Source organism: Aequorivita marina (assembly GCF_031631895.2).
Classification (GTDB): domain Bacteria; phylum Bacteroidota; class Bacteroidia; order Flavobacteriales; family Flavobacteriaceae; genus Aequorivita; species Aequorivita marina.
Genome location: NZ_JAVMBW020000014.1, coordinates 59,077 through 81,024 on the forward strand (window position 1 = coordinate 59,077; position 21,948 = coordinate 81,024).

Annotated in this window: 23 protein-coding genes; 15 read left to right on the forward strand and 8 right to left on the reverse strand. The window is 37.1% G+C overall.

Going from position 1 to position 21,948, the window contains the following annotated elements:
* Window positions 1–14 precede the first annotated feature (14 nt).
* Both gldI and QPK98_RS13185 read right to left on the reverse strand, forming a co-directional pair.
* Window positions 15–560, reverse strand: a complete 546-nt coding sequence (gene gldI, locus QPK98_RS13180; RefSeq protein WP_310993931.1) for a gliding motility-associated peptidyl-prolyl isomerase GldI — start codon at window positions 558–560, stop codon at window positions 15–17.
* Window positions 553–1,572, reverse strand: coding sequence for a DHH family phosphoesterase (locus QPK98_RS13185; RefSeq protein WP_310993932.1), 1,020 nt, complete (start codon window positions 1,570–1,572; stop codon window positions 553–555). Before QPK98_RS13185 ends, gldI begins: the two co-directional genes overlap by 8 nt.
* A gap of 305 nt (window positions 1,573–1,877) precedes the next feature.
* Between QPK98_RS13185 and QPK98_RS13190 the strand changes: the two genes are divergently transcribed.
* Complete coding sequence (locus tag QPK98_RS13190; protein WP_310993933.1) at window positions 1,878–2,297, forward strand: nucleoside-diphosphate kinase; 420 nt, start codon at window positions 1,878–1,880, stop codon at window positions 2,295–2,297.
* Window positions 2,298–2,413: 116 nt separating this feature from the next.
* Here the strand turns inward: QPK98_RS13190 and QPK98_RS13195 are convergent, their stop codons facing one another.
* From QPK98_RS13195 to recF, 4 genes are all read right to left on the reverse strand, one after another.
* A complete protein-coding gene (locus tag QPK98_RS13195) occupies window positions 2,414–3,112 on the reverse strand; it encodes a hypothetical protein (RefSeq protein WP_310993934.1) in 699 nt (232 codons plus the stop codon).
* A 45-nt stretch (window positions 3,113–3,157) separates the two neighbouring features.
* The gene (locus tag QPK98_RS13200; protein ID WP_310993935.1) at window positions 3,158–3,454 is read right to left on the reverse strand and encodes a DciA family protein; all 297 of its coding nucleotides are present in this window, start codon (window positions 3,452–3,454) and stop codon (window positions 3,158–3,160) included.
* 48 nt (window positions 3,455–3,502) lie between these two features.
* The gene (locus QPK98_RS13205; protein WP_310993936.1) at window positions 3,503–3,925 is read right to left on the reverse strand and encodes a lipocalin-like domain-containing protein; all 423 of its coding nucleotides are present in this window, start codon (window positions 3,923–3,925) and stop codon (window positions 3,503–3,505) included.
* A 65-nt stretch (window positions 3,926–3,990) separates the two neighbouring features.
* A complete protein-coding gene (gene recF / locus QPK98_RS13210; protein WP_310993937.1) occupies window positions 3,991–5,076 on the reverse strand; it encodes a DNA replication/repair protein RecF in 1,086 nt (361 codons plus the stop codon).
* A gap of 290 nt (window positions 5,077–5,366) precedes the next feature.
* On the opposite strand from recF, the gene QPK98_RS13215 reads away from it, so the two are divergent.
* From QPK98_RS13215 to QPK98_RS13245, 7 genes are all read left to right on the forward strand, one after another.
* Window positions 5,367–6,134, forward strand: a complete 768-nt coding sequence (locus QPK98_RS13215; RefSeq protein WP_310993938.1) for a tetratricopeptide repeat protein — start codon at window positions 5,367–5,369, stop codon at window positions 6,132–6,134.
* On the forward strand, window positions 6,135–6,632 hold the full coding sequence (gene ribH / locus QPK98_RS13220; protein WP_310993939.1) for a 6,7-dimethyl-8-ribityllumazine synthase: 498 nt from the start codon (window positions 6,135–6,137) through the stop codon (window positions 6,630–6,632).
* A gap of 421 nt (window positions 6,633–7,053) precedes the next feature.
* Window positions 7,054–7,338: a riboflavin synthase subunit beta gene (locus tag QPK98_RS13225; RefSeq protein ID WP_310993940.1), complete on the forward strand. Its 285-nt coding sequence runs from the start codon at window positions 7,054–7,056 to the stop codon at window positions 7,336–7,338.
* 6 nt (window positions 7,339–7,344) lie between these two features.
* The gene (gene mutL, locus QPK98_RS13230) at window positions 7,345–9,189 is read left to right on the forward strand and encodes a DNA mismatch repair endonuclease MutL (protein WP_310993941.1); all 1,845 of its coding nucleotides are present in this window, start codon (window positions 7,345–7,347) and stop codon (window positions 9,187–9,189) included.
* Between the two features lie 72 nt (window positions 9,190–9,261).
* On the forward strand, window positions 9,262–10,005 hold the full coding sequence (locus QPK98_RS13235) for a rhomboid family intramembrane serine protease (RefSeq protein ID WP_310993942.1): 744 nt from the start codon (window positions 9,262–9,264) through the stop codon (window positions 10,003–10,005).
* 2 nt (window positions 10,006–10,007) lie between these two features.
* Entirely contained in the window at window positions 10,008–10,886 is an 879-nt protein-coding gene (locus QPK98_RS13240; RefSeq protein WP_310993943.1) for a rhomboid family intramembrane serine protease, read from the forward strand.
* Window positions 10,887–10,891: 5 nt separating this feature from the next.
* Window positions 10,892–11,914, forward strand: a complete 1,023-nt coding sequence (locus tag QPK98_RS13245; protein WP_310993944.1) for an endonuclease/exonuclease/phosphatase family protein — start codon at window positions 10,892–10,894, stop codon at window positions 11,912–11,914.
* 42 nt (window positions 11,915–11,956) lie between these two features.
* On the opposite strand, the gene QPK98_RS13250 is transcribed toward QPK98_RS13245, so the two are convergent.
* A complete protein-coding gene (locus QPK98_RS13250) occupies window positions 11,957–12,610 on the reverse strand; it encodes a WbqC family protein (protein ID WP_310993945.1) in 654 nt (217 codons plus the stop codon).
* A 336-nt stretch (window positions 12,611–12,946) separates the two neighbouring features.
* Here QPK98_RS13250 and udk point away from each other — a divergent pair, with 336 nt between their 5' ends.
* The 5 genes from udk to QPK98_RS13275 all read left to right on the forward strand — a co-directional run bounded on the left by udk (window position 12,947) and on the right by QPK98_RS13275 (window position 18,966).
* Window positions 12,947–13,567 carry a uridine kinase gene (gene udk / locus QPK98_RS13255; RefSeq protein ID WP_310993946.1) on the forward strand — a complete coding sequence of 207 codons (621 nt, stop codon included), beginning with the start codon at window positions 12,947–12,949 and terminating at the stop codon, window positions 13,565–13,567.
* Entirely contained in the window at window positions 13,564–13,896 is a 333-nt protein-coding gene (locus QPK98_RS13260) for an FtsB family cell division protein (protein ID WP_310993947.1), read from the forward strand. Before udk ends, QPK98_RS13260 begins: the two co-directional genes overlap by 4 nt.
* Complete coding sequence (locus QPK98_RS13265) at window positions 13,893–15,284, forward strand: methylmalonyl-CoA mutase subunit beta (protein ID WP_310993948.1); 1,392 nt, start codon at window positions 13,893–13,895, stop codon at window positions 15,282–15,284. The genes QPK98_RS13260 and QPK98_RS13265 overlap by 4 nt, the downstream gene beginning before the upstream one ends.
* Window positions 15,277–17,451, forward strand: a complete 2,175-nt coding sequence (scpA, locus tag QPK98_RS13270) for a methylmalonyl-CoA mutase (protein ID WP_310993949.1) — start codon at window positions 15,277–15,279, stop codon at window positions 17,449–17,451. Before QPK98_RS13265 ends, scpA begins: the two co-directional genes overlap by 8 nt.
* A gap of 654 nt (window positions 17,452–18,105) precedes the next feature.
* On the forward strand, window positions 18,106–18,966 hold the full coding sequence (locus tag QPK98_RS13275) for a DUF6503 family protein (RefSeq protein ID WP_310993950.1): 861 nt from the start codon (window positions 18,106–18,108) through the stop codon (window positions 18,964–18,966).
* 57 nt (window positions 18,967–19,023) lie between these two features.
* Here QPK98_RS13275 and QPK98_RS13280 read toward each other — a convergent pair whose 3' ends face one another.
* The gene (locus tag QPK98_RS13280; protein WP_310993951.1) at window positions 19,024–19,914 is read right to left on the reverse strand and encodes a LysR family transcriptional regulator; all 891 of its coding nucleotides are present in this window, start codon (window positions 19,912–19,914) and stop codon (window positions 19,024–19,026) included.
* Window positions 19,915–20,059: 145 nt separating this feature from the next.
* Between QPK98_RS13280 and QPK98_RS13285 the strand changes: the two genes are divergently transcribed.
* Window positions 20,060–20,788, forward strand: coding sequence for an SDR family oxidoreductase (locus tag QPK98_RS13285; RefSeq protein WP_310993952.1), 729 nt, complete (start codon window positions 20,060–20,062; stop codon window positions 20,786–20,788).
* 184 nt (window positions 20,789–20,972) lie between these two features.
* Complete coding sequence (locus QPK98_RS13290) at window positions 20,973–21,869, forward strand: helix-turn-helix domain-containing protein (RefSeq protein WP_310993953.1); 897 nt, start codon at window positions 20,973–20,975, stop codon at window positions 21,867–21,869.
* Window positions 21,870–21,948: the final 79 nt, after the last annotated feature.

A 21,948-nucleotide genomic window follows, 5' to 3' on the forward strand; every position in this document is an offset into this window, starting at 1 on the left:
TTAGTTTAATTAATTTAGTTTGATTCTATTGAATGTAACGTGATTGTGCTCTGCACCGGAATATTGGTGCCGAGTTTTTCTTCAATCCCATAATAACCATAGGCTTTATAGGAAGGAAAGAGGAAGGTCACTGTTTCGCCTTCCTTCATAAGTTTAATGCCTTCACGAATTCCGGAGATAAGATCCTGATTGCTCTGGTCTACTTTATACTGCTGTAATCCATTCTCTTTCTCTGAAAGAATTACATTGCCGTTAAGGGTTTTTATGTTGTAGGTAAATTTTACCATATCCCCCAAATCTGGCGTCTCGATGGTAGCGGTATCTTTTTTGTTGTAAAAATACCAAAACCCATTTTCTGAGGTAATATATTGATGTGCGGAATCTTTTGCGATTATCTTTTCGATATAACTTTTTTCTTGGTCATAGATTTTCTTGTTTCTATCTGCAGATTCTTTAAAAAAAGTTCCAGAGTTACTTTGCACTGGTTGTCTGGCCTCCGGGCTTTTGCAGGAAGCGATTAGGACTGAAAAGAGTAAAATATAAAACAGCTTACTAAGCATGTGCGAGTTCATCTTTATACTGTGGCAAGATACTAATAAATTCGTTTATTGTTTTGTTAAGGGACTGTGAACTTTTTCCGCCGGCAGCATTATTATGGCCTCCGCCGCTGTAATGGGTACGTGCAAAATGATTGACAGAAAAATCGCCTTTACTTCTCAATGAAATTTTCACGATGCTTTCCTGTTTGTTTTCAATAAAAATTAAAGCGAAAGCCACTCCTTTTACTGAAAGCGCATAGTTTACAAAACCTTCGGTGTCGCCTTTTTTAAAGTTGTTCTCATCCAACTCTTTTTGGGTTAAGGTTATGTAAGCCGTATGAAATTCAGGGAGAATGGTAAGGTTGTTGAGCGCTACACCCAGCAATTTCATGCGCTCGGGGCTATTGTTGTCGTGCACATTTTGATTAATAGTGGCGTTGTCTGCTCCAGCCTCTATCAGTTTTGCAGCAACTCTATGCGTGGTAGGGGAGGAAGATGAAAAACGGAACGAGCCGGTATCTGTCATTATCCCTGTGTAAAGGTTTATGGCTATTTCTTTAGTTAGTTTTTCTGCTTCGCCCAAGGCATCCATAAAATGATAGACCATTTCGCAGGTGGAGCTCATTTTTACATCGCTATAAGTTGCTTCGGCATAATCTGCTGGCTGTTGATGATGATCTATCATCACAAACTTTGCTTTTGAAGCTTCTAATATCTCTCCAAGCGCACCAACACGATCCAAACTATTAAAATCTAGCGTAAAAATAAGTGCGGCCTTGTCAATGATTGCTTTGCTTTTCTCGGTCTCTTTTTCATAGATAACAATATCATCAACGCCGGGCATCCATTTTAAAAAATCTGGAAAATCATTTGGCATTAATACGCTTGCATCATGACCTAAACTTTTTAGAAAAAAAGAGAGCCCTAAGCACGAACCTACGGCATCGCCATCTGGGTTTTTATGACCTACAATTACCACTTTTTGGGGTGATGCGAGTAGGTTGCGGACAATTTCAGTAGTTTCTTTGTTCATAGGGCGCGAATATACAACAAAAGCGCCCTAACCCCCAAAGGGGCGAGACTCAGATTGTAAAAAAGGTTCGATTAATTTTGTCAGTTCTGACCACCAATCCACAAATAATCTTTTCGTGTATTGGTATTTACGTTTTCACAGTCCCAAATAAACTCTAGATCTTTCCGTGTAGCGTCATTCAGCTTTTTTATAAATGAAATAGTCGGACACGACTATATTTTAATTGGACACTACTATAATTGAAAAGATAACTTTTGACTTTTGAAATTATAATACCTATTTTTGCCGAAATTTTAATACACACAATGAGAACAGACAGAACATTTACTATGTTAAAGCCAGATGCGGTTGAAAAAGGACACATCGGCGCCATTCTTGAAAAAATTAACGCTTCCGGATTTAGAATCGTAGCGATGAAACTTACCCAAATGACAACTGCAGACGCAAAAGAATTTTATGCAGTGCACAGTGAACGCCCATTTTACGGCGAATTGGTGGAGTATATGACGCGCGGTCCAATCGTTGCAGCAATTCTTGAAAAAGACAATGCCGTTGAGGACTTCCGTACCTTAATTGGTGCTACCAACCCAGCAGATGCTGCAGATGGTACTATTCGTAAATTATATGCAGCTTCAATTGGTGAAAATGCTGTTCATGGAAGTGATAGCGATGAAAACGCAGCTATTGAAGGTGCTTTTCATTTTGCCGGTCGCGATACGTTCTAGATTAACGACCACCCAGAGCGGTGTCGTTCGCTAGTTAACATTAAACTTAAAAACGCCTTCCAGTTTGGAGGGCGTTTTTGGTTTTATACCAGCCAGTTTTAGGGGTTACGAGTTTTTTATTCCGCTATCTTTAAATCTTCTAATAATTGATTGCTAGAAAATCCGACACAACCATAATCCAAGATTTTAATTTTCTCGTCCCCGATTCTTATTTCAAAACTATGGGATGAGTTACAATCACCATTTGGATTGTTAACCAGTCTCATTTTCTTTTCAAATAAATGTATTCTTTCTAGATTTTGTTTATTTATTTGAATTTTACCTTTACTTATTCTTTTGTTGTTTTTATAATACTTGTATCGTAAATAACCGTTTCCGGGATTAAACACCAACTTATCACTTTCAAAAACGGAATGTCCCCAAGAAGAGATGAGGGTCCATTTTTTATTTTTGTCAATCGCTTTTTTTATCAATGAGTTTTTTGGATAATCTGAAAATTTATTTACACAAACTGAGATTTTTTCTAGGTGCTTGGCATTGGTGAAAATTGTATCAATTCGTTGTCCGAAAATATTCGAATACTCAATCTTTAAGCTGTCTGATTGATTATAGATTATTTTTTTGTGTCCACCCCAATAGTCATTTTTGTTTTCAAACACTTGTGTTGTCAGAATTTTCGGATTTGCTCTACCTAATTTAAACATCGTAAAACCATTTTCTTGGCTGCAATCTGATGAGATTAGTTCAATTCTATTTTGAGAAAATCCATTGAATGTGATTATAATTAGAAATATTGTTATCAGTTTTTTAATCAATTTTCGATGTTTTGTTAAATTTGTAGAGATGATAAGCTAGGCTCATTACCTAAAAATCAACTTCTTGATCAATTCCTTCCCGATTTCTTCGTTGAGCAATTTTACTATTTTCTCTTTCCCGTAACTGAGTTCTTCCCGTAAAACCGAAGACGACAGCTGAACGTACAATGTTTCGCGGTCTAGTTTTACATCGGAGGTATATTTTACTATAGCATGCCCCATAACGGCTACCCAAGCTTCTTTCGCGTTTACCTTGTCTAGGCCTTTTTCAAGCTTATTTTTGCCGATAAACTCTTTTAAAGCATCGCCAAGTGAAATGTTTTCTGCGTGTCGTTTTGCCATTTTTTTAAAAGCTTTAGTTGGTTTTTTTCTTTGTAACCTACAATCATTTTATTCTCCAAAATCAAACTTTTTGAATTTGGTGTAGGTGTATATTTTGTCATCCCTGTTTTTTACAACCAAAGTGCTGTCTTTGGCCTTAATTACCGTTTCTTTCCATTGGTCTAAGGGGGTTTTGTAATACACTCGAAGGCTGTCATCTTCAATTTTTAAGGTGAAGTTTTCTGAAGTGCCATTGGTTCTGAACGTGCCGTCAAATTTTGGAGCAACTTTGGTGCGTGTGCCACTGTCGCCTTTAACTTCTATATAATCTATTAGGGTGTTAACATCAAAATTTTTCTTGTCGCCATTGGGCATGGTTACGGTTTTTATTTCCCAATAGCCGTTGAGGTTTTCTTTTTGCGCTTTTGGATCTGGTTTTTCACAGGAAACGAAAAAAATGCTGAGCAGTAAAATTATGATTTTGTATTTCATTTGTTTATTGGGTTTTGTGTTGTCTGCATTATTTGGTGCTTTACAGTAATCTGCCTAACCTGGTTTTACGGAGTTAATGGAAACATTTTATAGGTTTGATGTACTTTCTTTATAACTTCCTCTGTTCGTTCTGCATGGGTATCGCTAATAAAAAGCTGTCCGAAATTTTCGTTATCTACTAAGCTGATTAAATGCTCAACTCGCTTTTCATCCAATTTATCAAAAATATCATCCAATAACAAGATTGGGTTCGTCTTTGAATGGTTTTTTATAAAGTCGAACTGCGCCAGCTTTAAAGCAATAAGATACGATTTCTGTTGCCCCTGCGAGCCGAACTTCTTGATGGGGTGGCCGTCAATTTCAAAAACCAAATCGTCTTTATGGATTCCGAAATTGGTGTACTGGGTAATTTTATCTTTATTGATGTTTTGCTGAAGTAATGTCAATAAGTCGTTTTCCTTCAACTGGCTTTGGTACACTAGGTTGATGTCTTCTTCCCCGCTACTAATGGATTTGTATCGGTTTATAAAAATAGGAAGAAATTCCTCCAGAAAAGCCATTCTTTTCCCAAAGATAAGCGTTCCGAAGGCATGTAGCTGTTCGTTATAAATATCAATGGTATCTTGGTTAAAGGTGTTGTTGGCCGCAAAATACTTTAACAATGAGTTTCGTTGTGCCAGCACTTTATTGTACTTAAGTAAGGTGTGGAGGTATTCCGAATCGCGCTGCGAAATAACTCCGTCAACAAATTTTCTTCGCGTACTGCTGCCTTCAATTATCAAGTCGCGGTCTGCTGGCGAAATTATTACCAAAGGTAGAAAGCCAATATGGTCGCTAAATTTATCGTATGCCTTTCCGTTTCGTTTTATAATTTTTTTCTGACCTCTTTTGGCGCTAACTACAATTTTTTCTGAAGAATCTGCCTTCTCATAAATACCTTCCACCACAAAAAAATCTTCTTCGTGTTTAATATTCTGAACCGTAATAGGGTTAAAATAACTTTTCCCGAAAGAAAGGTGGTAAATGGCATCAAGCACATTGGTTTTTCCTACGCCATTGTTTCCTACAAAGCAATTTATTTTAGGATCAAACTCAAAGGTTGATGCTTCAAAGTTTTTGTAGTTGAGTACCGATAATTTTTGTAAAATCATATTATAATTAGACGTGTGACTTTTAGACTTTTCACGGAAGACTAAAATTTCAATTCAAAAAGTGTTGTAAAAAGTTGTAAAAATAAGAGGTTTGTAGTGATTTCGTCCTAAGTCTTACGTCATTTTGTCTATTTTCTAGTTTTTTAAGGATTTCAAATTTTCACAACCTATATAACCTAAAGGACTTAAGGTGAAAAATGCATGCTTTTGAAATTAATAAAAAATAAGAAATTAGAATCCTTTTAAATTCCATTAAAAATTTTAATTTTGCGCCACTATAACCAATAACTATGGCAACGTATAAAAAACGCGGAGGCAAACCCAAAACTAAGGCTGAAAAGGATCAGCAGTTTGAAGATGACAGTACAACGGCAGAAGTATTTAACACGCTAGATGAAGGCGCGTCTAAAACTGAAGCATGGATAGAGAAAAACCAAAAGTTAATTCTTGGGGTTATCGGGGTTGTAGCTGTATGTGTTCTAGGGTATTTCCTATATCAGAAATTTGTTCAGCAACCAAAAGAGGCTGAAGCGATGAACGAGATGTTTCAAGCTCAGAACTATTGGGAGCAAGCACTGACAGCTCCTGCAAAAGACTCACTCTACAACTTGTCCTTACAAGGTGGTGAGGGGAAATACGGTTTCCTTGACATCATGAATAACTACAGCGGAACCAATGCGGCAAATCTTGCACATTACTATGCGGGTATGGCTTATTTAAATACTAATAAATACAAAGAGGCCGTTGCGCAGCTCGATAAGTTTAAGAGCGATGACGATATGCTAGCGCCTTTGGCAAAAGGAGCAATTGGCGATGCATTTATGCAATTGGGCCAAAATGAAGATGCTTTAAAGTATTATGAAGAAGCTGCAAAAATGCGTACGAACGACTTTACTACGCCACGCTTCCTTTTAAAAGCTGGAATAGCTGCCATGTCTTTAAAAAATACCGACAAGGCATTATCACATTTCAAAAAAATAGCGGATGATTATCCAAAATCAGCCGAAGCCGCCAAAGCCGAAATCTATACCGGTCGCGCGGAAGCAATGAAAAAATAAATGGCTACAAAAAATACAGATTTATCGGCTTACGATAAAAACACAATCCCAAACGCGAAAGATTTTCGGTTTGGGATTGTTGTTTCAGAGTGGAATCACGAGATTACTGAAGGCATGTTTCAAGGCGCTTTTGATGCTTTAAAGGATTGTGGCGCTATTAATGAAAACATTGTTCGTTGGAACGTTCCGGGGAGCTATGAGCTTATTTACGGCTGTAAACATATGGCAAAAAGCTACGATATGCTGGATGCTGTTATAGCCATAGGAAATGTTATTCAAGGGGAAACAAAGCACTTTGATTATGTTTGTGAAGCTGTAGCACAGGGTATAAAAGACCTTAATGTTCAAGGTGATATTCCTGTTATTTTCTGTGTGCTTACAGATAATAACATGCAGCAATCTATAGAGCGTAGCGGTGGTAAGCACGGTAACAAAGGTACCGAAGCGGCCATAGCTGCCATAAAAATGGCTCAGCTTAGGAAAGATTCTAAGTTTTAATGGGGCTTTAAGTTCCTCCGAAAAGGAAGTGCTTTAGAAATAATTTCATTTTTTTATAGTAGTGTCCGATTAAAATAATTAAAAAACCACTTGTTTCAACAATAGTAAGCTTTTAGAATATCATTAAAATATAACACCTTGCTATTGAGATTCCAATAAAGGATAAACATTTTAAAAATATGTATAACGGAATTAACATAATTATCAAGGCTTTACAATTCTAGTCGTATGTCGTTAGTCATTTAGCGAAGCGGTCGTACATCTTTGTCGGACACTAATGATTTTTTTAGTTACTTTAATGAGTCAGTCAATTTCCTTTAGAGGAGATTGAGTAAGACAGTGGTATGGTAATTGTTCAAAACAAGCTTCTGAAATACTTTAGAAAACACAGTATTTTCAGTAACTTTGAGGCACAACAATTATGGGATTAATAGGCAAAAGAAAAAACAAGAAATTTAACTATAAACCACGTCACTATGAGTTTGACGGAGAAGGCAGTCCATATTCTATGGAGCATAAATTTGACCGTTTCCGTACTACAGTTGGTGAAAACAAAGGTTTAAAGGGAAAATTTAAAACCGCATGGGCAGACTTGCGGCATTCTTCAGATAAAAACGCCAACCGAAGAATTATTATTATAGTTGCTATCTTGGTGCTACTTTTCCTATTTATTATCGAATTCGATTTATCTATTTTCTACGCATAAACTTTAATGTCAGATATTATTCAGTTATTACCGGATCACGTTGCAAACCAGATTGCAGCAGGGGAGGTTGTACAACGCCCTGCTTCTGTAGTGAAGGAACTGCTAGAAAACGCTATTGATGCAAAAGCAACTACCATAACCTTGGTTATAAAAGATGCGGGTAAAACCTTGGTTCAAGTAACCGATAACGGCGGTGGTATGAGCATTACCGATGCACGGCTAAGTTTTGAACGTCATGCAACTTCAAAAATTAAGGCTGCCGAAGATCTTTTTAACCTTCATACCAAAGGTTTTCGTGGCGAGGCCTTGGCTTCTATCGCCGCAATTGCCCATGTGGAGTTGAAAACACGAACAGAAGACTCTGAAATAGGAACCCACCTCACAATTGAAGGCAGCAAGGTTATTTCGCAAGATCCGGCCGTTGTTCCAAAGGGGACAACTATTTCGGTTAAAAACCTTTTTTATAATATTCCGGCGCGGCGAAATTTCTTAAAGAGCAATTCCGTGGAAACTCGGCATATTATTGATGAGTTTCATCGCGTAGCTTTGGCGCATCCAAGTGTTGCCTTTCAGATGCTTCACAACGGAAATGATGTATTTAACTTACCAACCTCAAATTCGCGGCAACGCATAGTAAACATCTTTGGTAGCAAGACCAATGAAAAACTGGTTCCCGTTCAAGAAGAAACCGAAATTTTAAAGATTGAAGGCTTTGTGCTAAAACCTAAATTTGGAAAAAAGAGTAGGGGCGAGCAGTTCTTTTTTGTAAATAACCGTTTTGTAAAAAGCTCTTATTTGCACCATGCCGTATCATCGGCATTTGAAGGTCTGATGAAGAATGGCGTTCATCCGGGCTATTTTTTGTTTTTAGACGTAGATCCGCATTCAATAGATATAAACATTCATCCTACAAAAACGGAGGTGAAATTTGATGACGAGCACTCCATTTATGCCATGCTTCGCGCAACGGTAAAACACAGCTTAGGGCAATTCAATATTGCGCCAGTACTAGACTTTGACCATGATAAAGGTTTTGATACACCTTATGATTACAGTAAAAAAACGCCTACCGCGCCTTCTATTGATGTAGATAAAGACTTTAACCCTTTTCAGGAAAAGCCGAAACAAGCTAAGGTTAATTTTCCTTTTAAAAGAGAGCAAGCTTCATCTTGGGAGTCGCTTTATGTGGGTGCTAAAAATGAAGACGTTGCGGTGTCAGGAATAGAAGCTATTGAGTTTGAAAGCGAGCAGGTAACGGGAAGTCTATTTGAAAATAGCGATCTTGAACCTGAACAGGTAACGTTTCAGCTTCAAAATAAATACATTGTATGTCCGTTGAAGAACGGGATGATGATTGTGCATCAAAATTTGGCGCACCAACGCATTCTTTATGAAGAGTTTTTAAAAAATATTACCGTAAAAGAAGCGGTTAGCCAACAGTTGTTGTTTCCATTAGAATTGAATTTTTCTAGGCCTGATGTAGCGGTACTGCAGAAAATCAGGGAGCAATTGGAGCATACAGGTTTTGTTTTTTCAGAAATGAAAGATGAAACAATTGAGATTAGTGGTATCCCTACCTTGATTATGGAACGCCATGTTGTAAATTTGTTGGAGCAATTGGTGCGCGATATTAAAGAAGAAGTGCCCGATAGCGGGTTCAGTCAAAACGATATGTTGGCAAAATCAATGGCGGCTAGTATGGCTATAAAAACAGGAGCTTCCTTAAATAAGGAAGAACGCGAGCACCTAATCAATCAATTGTTTGCATGTAAGGAGCCAAATGTAAGTGCAAACAACAAGCCTATTTTTACCACGGTTGATGCCACCGATTTTGATAAAAAATTTATGTAGAACCAAGCCTTTAGGGTGAAAAAATAACTGTTAAGGATTATCCTGAGCGATAATCAAGGGGCAGGGAATATTATGGGAAAAATAACCGATACAGTAAAATTTCTTTTAATTATTAACGTGATCTTTTATATAGGGTCATTTTTAATTGGAGATATATCAATCAAACTGTTTGCACTCTATTACTTTGAGAATCCTAGTTTTCAATTTTGGCAGCCTATCACGCATATGTTTATGCATGATCCTTCCTCAATATTTCATATCCTTTTTAATATGTACGCACTTTGGGCCTTTGGCTCGCCGTTAGAAATGCGTTGGGGCAGGAATAAGTTTCTCTTCTTTTACTTCTCGGCAGGACTTGGTGCAGCGGTTGTGCATACTGCGGTAAATTACTTCCATATTCATAGTGTTATGGACTCCTTGTTGGCAGGCGGATGGAGCGAAGCCCAGTTAATGAGCTATCTATCTGGAGGGAATGGTGGAACCCAAGCCGTTCTAGATACGGTGCCTATGGAGCAGATAACCTCTATGGCTCAATCGTATAACGGGGTGGCACTTGGAGCCTCTGGGGCGGTATATGGAATATTGGTGGCTTTTGGTATTATGTTCCCAAATATAGAGCTTATGCTTATCTTCCTGCCAATACCAATTAAGGCGAAGTACTTTATTCCAGGAATTATAGTCTTAGATTTAATCTTTGGAATTACTGGAACTCCAACCGGAATTGCACATTGGGCGCATATTGGTGGGGCATTGTTTGGCTTTATTATGGCCTGGTACTGGAAAAAAAATAGTTTTGATAGTCATCGGTGGAATTAGTTATGACAGCAAGTAACCTTTTATATAAATATAAAACAGCCAATATACTGATAAAGCTCATTGTTATCAATGCAGCTGTGTTTTTGATTGTTAGTTTAGGGTCTTTTTTTATGAGTATAAGTCCGCAATACTTTACCCGATGGTTTGTGTTGCAAGACGATATTAGCACGCTGGTATTTAGACCGTGGACCTTAATCTCCTATGGCTTTCTTCATTTTGGCTTCTTTCATATTTTGTTTAACATGATCTGGTTATACTGGTTTGGGCAGTTTGCTTTAAACCTATTTACTGGAAAACGATTGCTTACCATCTATCTTTTGGGAGCATTGTTTGGGGGCTTGCTATTTGTTTTAGCCTATAACCTCTTTCCTGTATTTGCTCAAAGTAGAGGGTATTTAATAGGAGCTTCTGGGGCAGTGACAGCAATTATGATTTTTGTGGCTACCTACACACCCAATACCGAAGTGCGTATTTTTACTTTTACCATTAAACTATGGCATATTGCGGTTTTCCTTTTTCTTATGGATCTTATTCGCATTCCTTCATCGGGTAATGCCGGTGGCTTATTGGCTCATGTGGGTGGGGCTGCTTTTGGATATGTTTATGCCGTACAATTGGCAAAAGGAAATGATATTGGAAAGTGGTTTGAGAATTTTATGGATTGGATCGCCAACCTTTTTAAACCCCGAGCCAAGAAACCCTTCAAAACCGTGCATCGTACAAAACAGCCAAAGACCAAACAAAAAACTAAGACCCAGACATCAAAATCTGATCATCAGAAAAAGGTGGATGGTATTCTAGACAAAATTAGCAAGAGCGGCTATGAAAGCCTTACCAAAGCCGAAAAAGACTATTTGTTTAAAGCTGGGAAAGACGACTAACACCGATGAAAAGATTTTTCAATACGTTAATCTATTGGGGTAATTTACTTGTCGCCTTTCTTTTATTGGTTTCCTTTATTCTACCGTATTTACCACCGAAAAGCTTTCCCACACTTTCTTTGTTGAGTCTTTTTGTGCCGCTAATTATCATCCTCAATATTATTTTTGCACTTTATTGGGCTATCCAACTACGAGCGAGGTTTTTTCTATCGTTTATCGTACTTTTTGTTTCCTATTTCTATTTTAATGTTTTTTATGAAGTGTCTGAGGAAGGAGATGCATCACAGTATAAAAATACACTTAGTGTTCTTTCGTATAATGTTCGCATCTTTAATGGCTATGAGAAGAATTCAGACCTTAAAATTAAGGGAATCGAGATAATGTCTGAAATACTTAAGAAACATGATCCAGATGTACTTTGTATTCAGGAATACTACAGGTTTAATAAAATTGATTTATCGGCTTATCCGTATAAATATATCCACTATGGAAGGCCACGAGCAGAAGTGGGGTACGCTTACTTTTCAAAATATCCTTTGATAAATACTGGTGGATTTGATTTTACAGAATCTAGCAATAATACACTTTATGCAGACGTCGTTAAAGGAGAGGATACTATTCGGGTGTATAATGTACACTTACAGTCTATGGGGATTTCGCCAAGAGTTACTTACTTACAAGAAGTTGACAATGAAAAATTAAAGAATCAAATTTCTTCTGTTTTTGAAAAGCAGCAAAATCAGATAAACACTATTTTAAAACATCAGAGCAATACAAATCATCCAATTATCGTTTGCGGCGATTTTAATAACACCCCATTTTCATATAGTTACCGCATGTTAAAAAATGATATGCAGGATGCTTTTCGGGAACGTGGAAATGGCTTGGGAACTACGTTTGACTTTGACGGTTTCCCCATGCGAATTGATTATATTCTTGCTTCTAAAGGCTTAGATTTCCTCAATTTTGAAACTATAAATAAGACTTTTTCTGACCATAGGGCTATACTGGCAAGGGTGGGGTGGTAGTCGCCTAACCTCCAGTGGGGCAATTCTTGTGAGCCAGAGTTCTTACTGTTTCTCTCCTCTGCGGAGATGCTCGAAGGGAAGAGGAGATTCTTCTAGATAAGTTAAAGCATTCGGTCCTTCATTAAACAGCAAGTCCAAAACACTAAGGTTTGGCAAAAAAGGATGATTCGCTTGATGAACTTGGGTGTATTGCGCTGGTTTAAATAAAGATTTTCGTTTTGCATCTATCAAAAAACGGAAATCTTTTATTTTCGGTGTAAATTCATAAGTGCTGGTTTTAAAGATTTCAACCTCAATTCCTATTAATTCACATAAAACCTCGTTTATTTTTAAGTTATGATCCATCAATTCGGCGACGCTTTCTGTAAATAAAGGTTTTAAATCGTCTTCGTAGTATTCAAAAAAAGGTGATGTTCGATAGGCGCTTTGCAGGCTTTTCCAATGGAGGTCTTGCCACGGAAAGGCATTTTCTACAAGTACCTCCTTAGTTTTTTGACGCTTGCCTTTTTTGTCGTGCTTTACAGGGATGTTTAAAAGTAGCTTTCCATTGCTATGGGCTATATATGCACGATTTCTATAGGTTTGTTTTTGGTAATTATCCGCTATTTCAAAAACTACTTTTTTGGCTTGTGCAATAGCCGCCATTTGCTCAATAGATGGAAAATAGGAGGGATGGAGTAGAATTGTTTCGTTCATTTGAAAATATTACGGAAATCAAAAATAGTAAAGAAATTGCAATTGGAATCACGATTGCTAGGTTAAAGAATCCCGATTGTTGGCAGTGGTCAGTGGTCAGTGGTCAGTGGTCAGTAAGGCAGTAGTCAGTAAGGCAGTGGTCAGTAAGGCAGTGGGCAGTAAGTCAGTGGTCAGTAAGTCAGTGGTCAGTGATTCAGTATTCATAAACAACAAACCACAAATAATAAACCCATTCCCTCTAGAGGCAAGGTGCATAAACAATCCACTCAATAAATCTTAAATTTTGTTTCTTGAACCTTAAATCCTTTTCCCTACCTTTGTAGAAATATTAAAACTATGCTTATAATTGGCATTGCCGGCGGTACAGGAAGCGGCAAAACTACTGTGGTAGATCAAATTGTAAAGGAGTTACCTGCAGATGAAGTCTGTATTATTTCGCAGGATTCTTATTACCACGATACAAGCCATTTGTCTATTGAAGACCGTAAAAAGATAAACTTTGACCACCCAAAGGCAATCGACTTCGATTTGTTGGTAAGCCATTTGCAGGAACTGCGAAACGGAAACTCTTTTATGCAGCCGGTATATTCATTTGTTGAACACAATAGAACGGGCGAAACCCTGCCCACATTTCCGCGGAAAGTAATTATTGTTGAAGGAATTTTGATTTTAACAAATCCGGACCTTCGTAAGTTGTTTGATATCAAGATATTTGTACACGCAGATAGTGACGAACGATTAATACGAAGATTGAAACGCGATATTGCAAGTAGAGGCCGCGATCTGGATGAAGTTTTAAGTAGATACCAGACCACCTTAAAACCAATGCACCAACAATTTATTGAGCCTACCAAGGAGTTTGCAGACATTATTATTCCTACCAATAAATACAATACCGTAGCCGTTGATGTTATTAGAACCATTATTCACCAAAAAATTAGCTATACAGAATTGTGAAATTTTCGAAATTAAAAGAGAACCGATGGATCAAGATCATAGGCAATAAATACATGCTTATTGCTATTTTATTTGTGGTTTGGATGGTTTTTTTTGACGCCAACTCCTATCTAATTCATAACGAATTGGACACGGAAATAGATGCCTTGGAAAAAAATGCAGAATTTTATCAAAACGAGATTGAACAAGACAAGGCTTTTATAAAAAAAATGGACGATCCGGCCGAAATGGAGAAATTTGCCCGTGAAAAATATTACTTGAAGAAGGAAAATGAAGAAATTTATATTATTGAAACCAATGACAGCATCAAAAAAGAAGAAAAACGATGAGTAAATTTACACCTGCCCAGCCTTTTGGTGGGTTTGAAGATTTTGATGAAGTTTCCGCAAAAGAGTGGAAACAGAAAATACAGTATGACCTAAAGGGAGCAGACTACAACGAAACTTTGGTTTGGCAGAGTCCAGAAGGCGTACACGTAAAGCCTTTTTACCACCAAGACAATTTTAACGAAGATTTCCAACCCATTCCCGGGCAACCAGAATCTTGGAAAATTGCGCAAAGAATATTTATTGATGATGAAAAAATAGCGAATAACCTTGCAATAGATGCCTTAAAAAGAGGCGCAGAATCAATTGTTTTCGCTGCAAAAAAGGAGTTTGATATACAAACTGTCTTTAAAAATTTTCCTTTTGATTCTGCTGTAATTTACTTCAACCTAGAGTTTCTTTCTGAAAAATTTTACACAGAACTCATTCAGTTTCTTTCCACCGAAAAAGCAGTAGTCTATTACAATATTGATATACTAGGAAACCTTGCCCGTACCGGAAACTGGTTTTACAATTTAGAAAAAGATCATGAAATTCTAGATTCAATATTTCATAAAAACACACAGGAAAACATAGTAGGTGTTGATGTTGGGCTTTATCAAAATGCGGGAGCTAATATTGTTCAGCAATTGGCTTATGCCATGGCGCATACCAATGAATATTTGCATTATTTTACTAAAGGAGGAAAGCATTTATTTAAGCTAACGTTTAATATCACTACAGGGCCAAACTACTTTTTTGAAATTGCCAAAATCCGTGCCCTTAGAAATCTTTACGCAGTCTTAGCGAACGAATATGGAGTACAGGAAACCTGCCATGTTGTTGCTACGCCCTCCAAGCGGAATAAAACGCTTTATGACTATAATATTAACTTACTTCGTAGTACAACCGAGTGTATGAGCGCTGTTTTAGGTGGAGCAGATGCCGTTTTTAATCAGCCGTATGATGCCATTTATCATAAAAGCAATGAATTTGGGGAACGTATTTCACGAAATCAATTACTTATTTTAAAGCACGAGAGTTACTTTAATACCGTTAGTAACCCTGCTGATGGCACGTATTATATTGAAAGCTTGACCGATCAATTGGCAGAAAAAGCTTTGACAATTTTTAAGGATATTGAGAAGAATGGCGGATTTCTTCAGCAGTTAAAAGCAGGAGTTATTCAGAAAAAAATAAAGGAAAGTGCCGAAAAAGAACAAGAGCTTTTTGATGAAGGCGAACTGAAGTTATTGGGAACCAATTACCACCCCAATAAAAATGACCGGATGAAAGACGATTTGGAGCTTTTTCCTTTCGTTAAAAACAATCCTATTAAAACCATCCTTCCGCCAATTGTTGAAAGAAGAATTGCCGAAAAAGTTGAACAAGAAAGATTGAGCAATGAGTAGAAAAGATTTACAACATATTAGTTTGAAAAGGACAGATGGCGGAAGACCGAAGACGGATGTATCTAAACATTCACAATCAGAAGCCAGAAGCCAGAAACCAGAAACATATTCAACAGCCGAAAAGATTGATATTAAAGAGCGTTACAGCAAAGAAGACATTGCTGAGCTTAAACATCTAAACTTCGTTGCCGGAATTGCGCCAAACCTTCGCGGGCCTTACTCAACTATGTATGTTAGAAGACCGTGGACCATTAGGCAATACGCTGGGTTTTCAACGGCAGAAGATAGCAATGCTTTTTACCGAAGGAATCTGGCTGCGGGTCAAAAAGGACTTTCGGTTGCCTTTGATCTTGCTACACATCGTGGATATGACAGTGACCATGAACGTGTAGAAGGAGATGTGGGTAAGGCTGGTGTAGCTATTGATAGCGTTGAGGATATGAAGATTCTCTTTGATCAAATTCCGTTGGACAAGATGAGTGTTTCTATGACAATGAATGGTGCCGTACTTCCTATTATGGCGTTTTACATTGTTGCTGCAGAAGAACAGGGCGTACTGCCAAAAGACTTGGCCGGAACTATCCAAAACGATATTCTAAAGGAGTTTATGGTTCGGAATACGTATATCTATCCGCCCACACCTTCCATGAAGATTATCAGTGATATTTTTGAATACACTTCTAAAAATATGCCTAAGTTTAACAGCATTTCTATTTCGGGCTATCACATGCAAGAGGCTGGTGCCACTGCAGATATTGAGCTTGCTTATACCTTGGCAGATGGACTGGAATACATCCGTACCGGAATTGATGCAGGTATGGATATTGACACCTTTGCCCCGCGATTGTCTTTTTTCTGGGCAATTGGATTGAACCACTTTATGGAAATCGCAAAATTGCGTGCCGCTCGAATGCTTTGGGCTAAAATTGTAAAGCAATTCAACCCAAAAAACAAAAAATCGCTTTCATTGCGTACGCACTGCCAGACCAGTGGTTGGAGTCTTACGGAGCAAGATCCGTTTAACAACGTTGCTAGAACGACTGTTGAGGCGGCAGCAGCTGCTTTTGGCGGCACCCAATCTTTGCATACCAATGCGTTGGATGAGGCCATTGCACTGCCTACAGATTTCTCTGCACGAATAGCAAGAAACACCCAAATTTTTCTACAGACCGAAACCCAAATAACAAAAACCGTTGACCCTTGGGCAGGCAGTTATTATGTAGAAAGCCTAACCAATGAAATTGCAAACAAGGCTTGGGCTTTGATAGAAGAAGTGGAAGAACTTGGCGGAATGACGAAAGCCATAGAAGCTGGTATTCCGAAACTCCGTATTGAGGAAGCATCTGCACGAAAGCAGGCACGTATAGACAGCGATCAGGATGTGATTGTGGGCGTGAATAAATACCGTCGCGAAAAAGAAGATCCCTTGCAGATTTTAGATGTGGATAATAAAAAGGTACGTACTTCACAAATTGAACGATTAAACCGAATAAAGGCTGAGCGAAACACAGAAAAGGTAAATAAAGCATTAGCAGCAATTACAGAATCCGCAAAGACAGGTCAGGGAAATTTATTAGCTTTAGCCGTTGAAGCTGCTCGTCAAAGGGCTAGTCTTGGCGAGATTTCTTCAGCAATGGAAAAAGAATTTGGAAGGTATAAAGCAGAAATTAGATCATTTAGCGGCGTGTATAGTAAAGAAATAAAGAAAGACGATAGTTTTGAGAAGGCAAGAGCGATGGCAGACCAGTTTGCAGAATTGGAAGGTCGCCGTCCGCGTATTATGATTGCAAAAATGGGGCAGGATGGTCATGATCGAGGCGCAAAAGTAGTAGCTACGGGATATGCCGATGTAGGTTTTGATGTAGATATAGGGCCACTATTCCAAACCCCAGAAGAGGCAGCCAAACAAGCCGTTGAAAACGACGTGCATATACTTGGGGTTTCCTCCCTTGCCGCAGGGCATAAAACCTTGGTGCCACAAGTAATAGAAGCCTTAAAAAAGTATGGGCGCGAAGATATAATGGTTATTGTGGGCGGTGTAATACCGCATCAGGATTACCAGTATCTTTTTGATGCCGGTGCGGTTGCCGTCTATGGTCCAGGAACAAGAATTAGTGATGCTGCCATTGAAATGCTTGGGGTTTTGATAGGAGCGGCAGATGCTTAAAAAAACATTGCTCGTTCTTTATGCCTTTTGTCACAGAGAGGGGCGGCTTGGTTTATTTTCGTAAGGTTCATAGTTCAAGAGGTGATTTTAATCGTTGGTGTCTAACAAAGACCTAAGGTACTTTGGCAAGCTCAGTAACCACCGCTTCACTTTAATACTTACGATCTACCAATTACGACTAGGATTGTAATAGCTTGAAGTTAGGTAAATCTTATTCTTTTAAAATACTCTTAAAGCGTACTATTATTTAATGAGAAAAACTTACTTTTCCACCTTATTTTTAGTTAGGAAACTAGTCGTGTCCGACTAAGATATAAGACCGCTGCGCTGAAAGACGTAAGACGTAAGATTTGCTTTTTAATAGATTGAAAACTAGATAAAATTGATTAAACATAAATTTTGATGCTAAGTATAATAGCATGCTGTCATTAAATAAAAAATATTCTAATTGCCTATTATCTGTGACTCAACAAATTTTCTCACTCTTTTAATCGGACACTAATGTTAGGAAACCTTTAATTCACGCACCGATGCTAAAACGTACGCTATTGCATTTATACTGAGATAGCGGTGTTTTGAATACAATCATGTACTAAAAACAACATTCGCAAGCAACCCACAACCTTAGAATCAAAATTATACAAAATAAAAAATATGAACTCAACTACGCTATTTAAATATACCGCTATTCTCTTTTTAAGTTGCTTGTTTCTGTCTTGTAACAACACGAACAAAACAGAATCAAAAGAAACAGAAAAAGCAAAAGATTCACTTGCGCAAAAATTTCAAAACAAAGGTCACGAGTTGGTGTATAATATGGTGCAGAAAGTGGGAGATTACGAAACGCTTGCCAATAAGAGAAACGTGAGCTATACCTACACGTATCAAACACCAGATGATAAAAAAGACATTTCTAACGAAAGGTATATTTTTGATGGCGAGCTATCTTATGGAAAGTATAACACACACGAAAAAACTTTACCACAGTTAGATGGTGTGATAGAACAAGGTTATGACGGAAATGAATTCTGGCTAAAACAAAATGGAAAAATTTTAACCGATCCTGCACTTTTAAAAGCAGTCGCTTTTAATCGTCCCACAAACTTTTACTGGTTTACAATGATGCAAAAATTAATGGATCCCGGTGTAAACTATGAGCATCTTGGTGAAAAAACCATAGCGGATCAGGAATATGATATTGTGAAAATCTCATTTGAATCTAAAGACGATAAACCCACAGATATTTACCAGCTTTATATCAATAAGAAAACAGCTATAGTAGATCAGTTTTTATTTACAGTAGCAGATTTTGGTGTTATGGAAACGCCCTTTTTAATGCAATTAGAGTACAAGAATGTTGATGGTATTTTAATTCCTGCAAAACGACAGTATAAAAAATCTACTTGGGATGCTGAGGTAACAGATCAACCTTGGGTGTATGTGAATTGGACTGATATTAAATTTAATACAGACCTTACAGCAGAAGATTTTAAAAAAGAAAATCAAATGCAGTAAGAGAAGGGAACTTCACATAAACTAGAAGAATTATCAAGAAAAATTGTAAGAAGTGCGTTAGTATAAATGAGGTTTAGAATAAGACCCAAGGTCACTAAACTTATTTCCCTTCAGTTCATTTTTTGAAAAGTGATTCACCATTTTTGAAATTGCAGGATTTTGTAAACTGTTTCGTGAATAAGCAAGTCCAACTTCTCGATAATACAAAGGCCCTTTATAAGGTCTAGTTTCAAAGCCATACCAACCATCAATAAAGTATTCAGGTAAAAAAGTTAAACCAAGTCCGGCCATTAAGAGGCTTAATGTTTCTGTTTTAGTTGAGCAATTTCCCACAGTGTTTAAGGTTTGATTGGCAAAATTTAAAATGGAAATACATTGCTTATGGGCTTCACAAGGCGGACAATGTATAAAATTGACACTCTTTAAATCTTCAACTAAATCAATTTCATCTTTTTGCAATAATGGATGCCCATTTGGGATGCACAATACATAATTTTCCTTCCAAATAGGTAAAAACAAATCTTCCTCATCTTTCCATTCTCTTACCAATAAATTCACCTCATTTTCTCGCCCTATAGCGTTGACGTTCCATAAAACAGAAGAATTTAGTTCTGTTGCGGTTTTAAAAAACTGTAACTTATATTCTTGAGGCAAACTATCTGCAACACCAATGGTAATTTCGTTTGCTATTTCTCTCTTCAAAAATAGTTCGGGTAAGTCTTTCAATTCGCCCAATAATCGTTTTGCAATAGGATATAAATAGTGTGCTTCGTTCGTCATTTCCACACCTCTTTTATGCCTATCAAATAGATTTCTACCCATTTTTTCTTCTAACTGCTTTATTCCGTTAGAAATGTTAGGTTGCGACACAAAGCATTTTTCGGCAGCTCTGGTTAGATTTTTCTCTTCATAAACAGCTACAAAAAATTTTAAAAGACGTTCTTCCATTATAAGTGTAAATTATGACAAACATAAAAACATAGTATTTTGATGACGCAATCTTGCATCATACCTTTGCAATGAATTTACAGTAAGTGAATTTAGATTCAAAAATCAAAATTATCATTAATATTTGTTATAGCAAAAATAAGATATGGAAACTAAAAAACTGATTGTCATTACAGGTGCAAGTTCTGGATTTGGACTGGAAATGGCTAAAGCATTTTCTAAAGATGGCTATCCGCTTTTGCTTTTAGCCAGAAGGGTTGAAAAAATGGAAGCCTTAAACTTGCCTAATACTTTATGCCGCAAATTGGACGTTACTAATAAAGCCGATTTTGAAAAAGTTATTGCTGAAGCGGAGGCAATCTATGGCGATACCGATTTGCTAGTGAACAACGCCGGAGTAATGCTATTGGGAGATATTACAACCCAAGATCCAGCGGAATGGAAAAAGATGCTAGACGTTAATATTCTTGGCGTTATGAACGGAATGGCTGCTGTAATGCAGAAAATGAAAGACCGAAAAAGAGGAACCATTATTAACGTTTCCTCTATGGCTGGCATACAACCATTCGGAAATCACGCCGCCTATGCTGCTAGTAAATATGGCGTTAGAGGATTAACACAAACAGCACGCTTGGAGTTATCGCCTTATAACGTAAGAGTTATTTCTATAGAACCTGGAGCGGTTAAAACTGAGTTGTTAGATCACACAACTGACAAGTCTATTATTGATGGGTATAATGAATGGAAAGAAACTGTTGGGGCTATAAATATTACGGCTGCAGATGTGGCTAATACCATAAAGTTCACCTATCAACTTCCTCAGGCTGTTTTATTGCGAGAAATAGTTATTTCAGATACAATGCAAGATGCTTAATGGGTGTTTTAATTACGCGGGACGATAAAGGACTAACGTGAAAAAGTGACGATTTTAATTATAATTAAAACCGTCACTTTTTTGATATTTCTTTACATCAAAAAAAACACTATCAAATGAACAATGCAACGAACGAATTCAAGAATTTAAATATTATCTTTGAATTTAAATAAATAATTTCCTTTTGAAAAACTCCTTCATAAAGAACCACACCATTAGTGAAATTATTGAAATTCTTGGAGACTCCGACCAAGGTGATGGATTGCACGTTCATATTTCGCATAATAAATTTGATACCATACCCGTAAAATACCCTTTTAGAAATAATAGTTACTCCTTAATACTCATATTATCAGGCAGTTTAACCTTTCAGCTTAATTTAATTCCACATACAGTTTCAAAAAATGAAGTGATCATTGTAAAACCGCAAGCTTTAGCTCAAATTCTTGATATGAGCCCTAAATTAAGCATCATTTCTATTAGTTTTACGATCGATTTTATTCTTCAAAATGGATTTAAAAAAGAAGATTACGATGCTTTCGAATTTTTTTCGGGTAATAACATTCCTAAAATAAAATTATCTGAAGAAGAAAGAGAGTCTGCCGTTTCTTTGGCAAAAATATTAGAACGCAGCATAAAATTTTCGTTAGAAAAACTACCATATAGAGAAGAATTGGTCCAGTCTTCCTTTAAGTTATTGTTATATCATTATGCATCCATCTACAAAAAAGCATTTCCTGATTTAGAAGCCAGTTTAACACGTCAAGAAGCTATAATGGTTCGTTTTTTAGATCTTTTAGAAGAAAACCTTATCAATGAACGAACCGTTCAGTTTTATGCAGACGTACTAAGCATAACTCCAGGGTATTTATCTAAAGTATTAAAGGAAGTTTCTGGTAAAACAGCCAATCAATTAATTGACGAAGCAATTATTTTAGAAGCTAAAATATTACTAAACACACCAGCTTTAAGTATTGCTGAAATAGCTGAACAATTAAAATTCAGTGATCAGTCCTTTTTCGGTAAATTCTTCAAAAAACATACAGGATTCTCTCCTAAAGCTTTCAGAAAAGCACGCTAAATCAGCATATTACACAAAACCAGTATTGACTATTTTTAAAGAGCAGCTCATTATCTAATGTGTTACTCCTTAAGCGCTT

Bases quoted from the DNA above. Each gene is read 5' to 3' on its own strand.
- gldI (WP_310993931.1), bottom strand. From the start codon at position 560: ATGCTTAGTAAGCTGTTTTATATTTTACTCTTTTCAGTCCTAATCGCT.
- QPK98_RS13185 (WP_310993932.1), bottom strand. From the start codon at position 1,572: ATGAACAAAGAAACTACTGAAATTGTCCGCAACCTACTCGCATCACCC.
- QPK98_RS13190 (WP_310993933.1), top strand. From the start codon at position 1,878: ATGAGAACAGACAGAACATTTACTATGTTAAAGCCAGATGCGGTTGAA.
- QPK98_RS13200 (WP_310993935.1), bottom strand. From the start codon at position 3,454: ATGGCAAAACGACACGCAGAAAACATTTCACTTGGCGATGCTTTAAAA.
- QPK98_RS13205 (WP_310993936.1), bottom strand. From the start codon at position 3,925: ATGAAATACAAAATCATAATTTTACTGCTCAGCATTTTTTTCGTTTCC.
- recF (WP_310993937.1), bottom strand. From the start codon at position 5,076: ATGATTTTACAAAAATTATCGGTACTCAACTACAAAAACTTTGAAGCA.
- QPK98_RS13215 (WP_310993938.1), top strand. From the start codon at position 5,367: ATGGCAACGTATAAAAAACGCGGAGGCAAACCCAAAACTAAGGCTGAA.
- ribH (WP_310993939.1), top strand. From the start codon at position 6,135: ATGGCTACAAAAAATACAGATTTATCGGCTTACGATAAAAACACAATC.
- QPK98_RS13225 (WP_310993940.1), top strand. From the start codon at position 7,054: ATGGGATTAATAGGCAAAAGAAAAAACAAGAAATTTAACTATAAACCA.
- mutL (WP_310993941.1), top strand. From the start codon at position 7,345: ATGTCAGATATTATTCAGTTATTACCGGATCACGTTGCAAACCAGATT.
- QPK98_RS13235 (WP_310993942.1), top strand. From the start codon at position 9,262: ATGGGAAAAATAACCGATACAGTAAAATTTCTTTTAATTATTAACGTG.
- QPK98_RS13240 (WP_310993943.1), top strand. From the start codon at position 10,008: ATGACAGCAAGTAACCTTTTATATAAATATAAAACAGCCAATATACTG.
- QPK98_RS13245 (WP_310993944.1), top strand. From the start codon at position 10,892: ATGAAAAGATTTTTCAATACGTTAATCTATTGGGGTAATTTACTTGTC.
- QPK98_RS13250 (WP_310993945.1), bottom strand. From the start codon at position 12,610: ATGAACGAAACAATTCTACTCCATCCCTCCTATTTTCCATCTATTGAG.
- udk (WP_310993946.1), top strand. From the start codon at position 12,947: ATGCTTATAATTGGCATTGCCGGCGGTACAGGAAGCGGCAAAACTACT.
- QPK98_RS13265 (WP_310993948.1), top strand. From the start codon at position 13,893: ATGAGTAAATTTACACCTGCCCAGCCTTTTGGTGGGTTTGAAGATTTT.
- scpA (WP_310993949.1), top strand. From the start codon at position 15,277: ATGAGTAGAAAAGATTTACAACATATTAGTTTGAAAAGGACAGATGGC.
- QPK98_RS13275 (WP_310993950.1), top strand. From the start codon at position 18,106: ATGAACTCAACTACGCTATTTAAATATACCGCTATTCTCTTTTTAAGT.
- QPK98_RS13280 (WP_310993951.1), bottom strand. From the start codon at position 19,914: ATGGAAGAACGTCTTTTAAAATTTTTTGTAGCTGTTTATGAAGAGAAA.
- QPK98_RS13285 (WP_310993952.1), top strand. From the start codon at position 20,060: ATGGAAACTAAAAAACTGATTGTCATTACAGGTGCAAGTTCTGGATTT.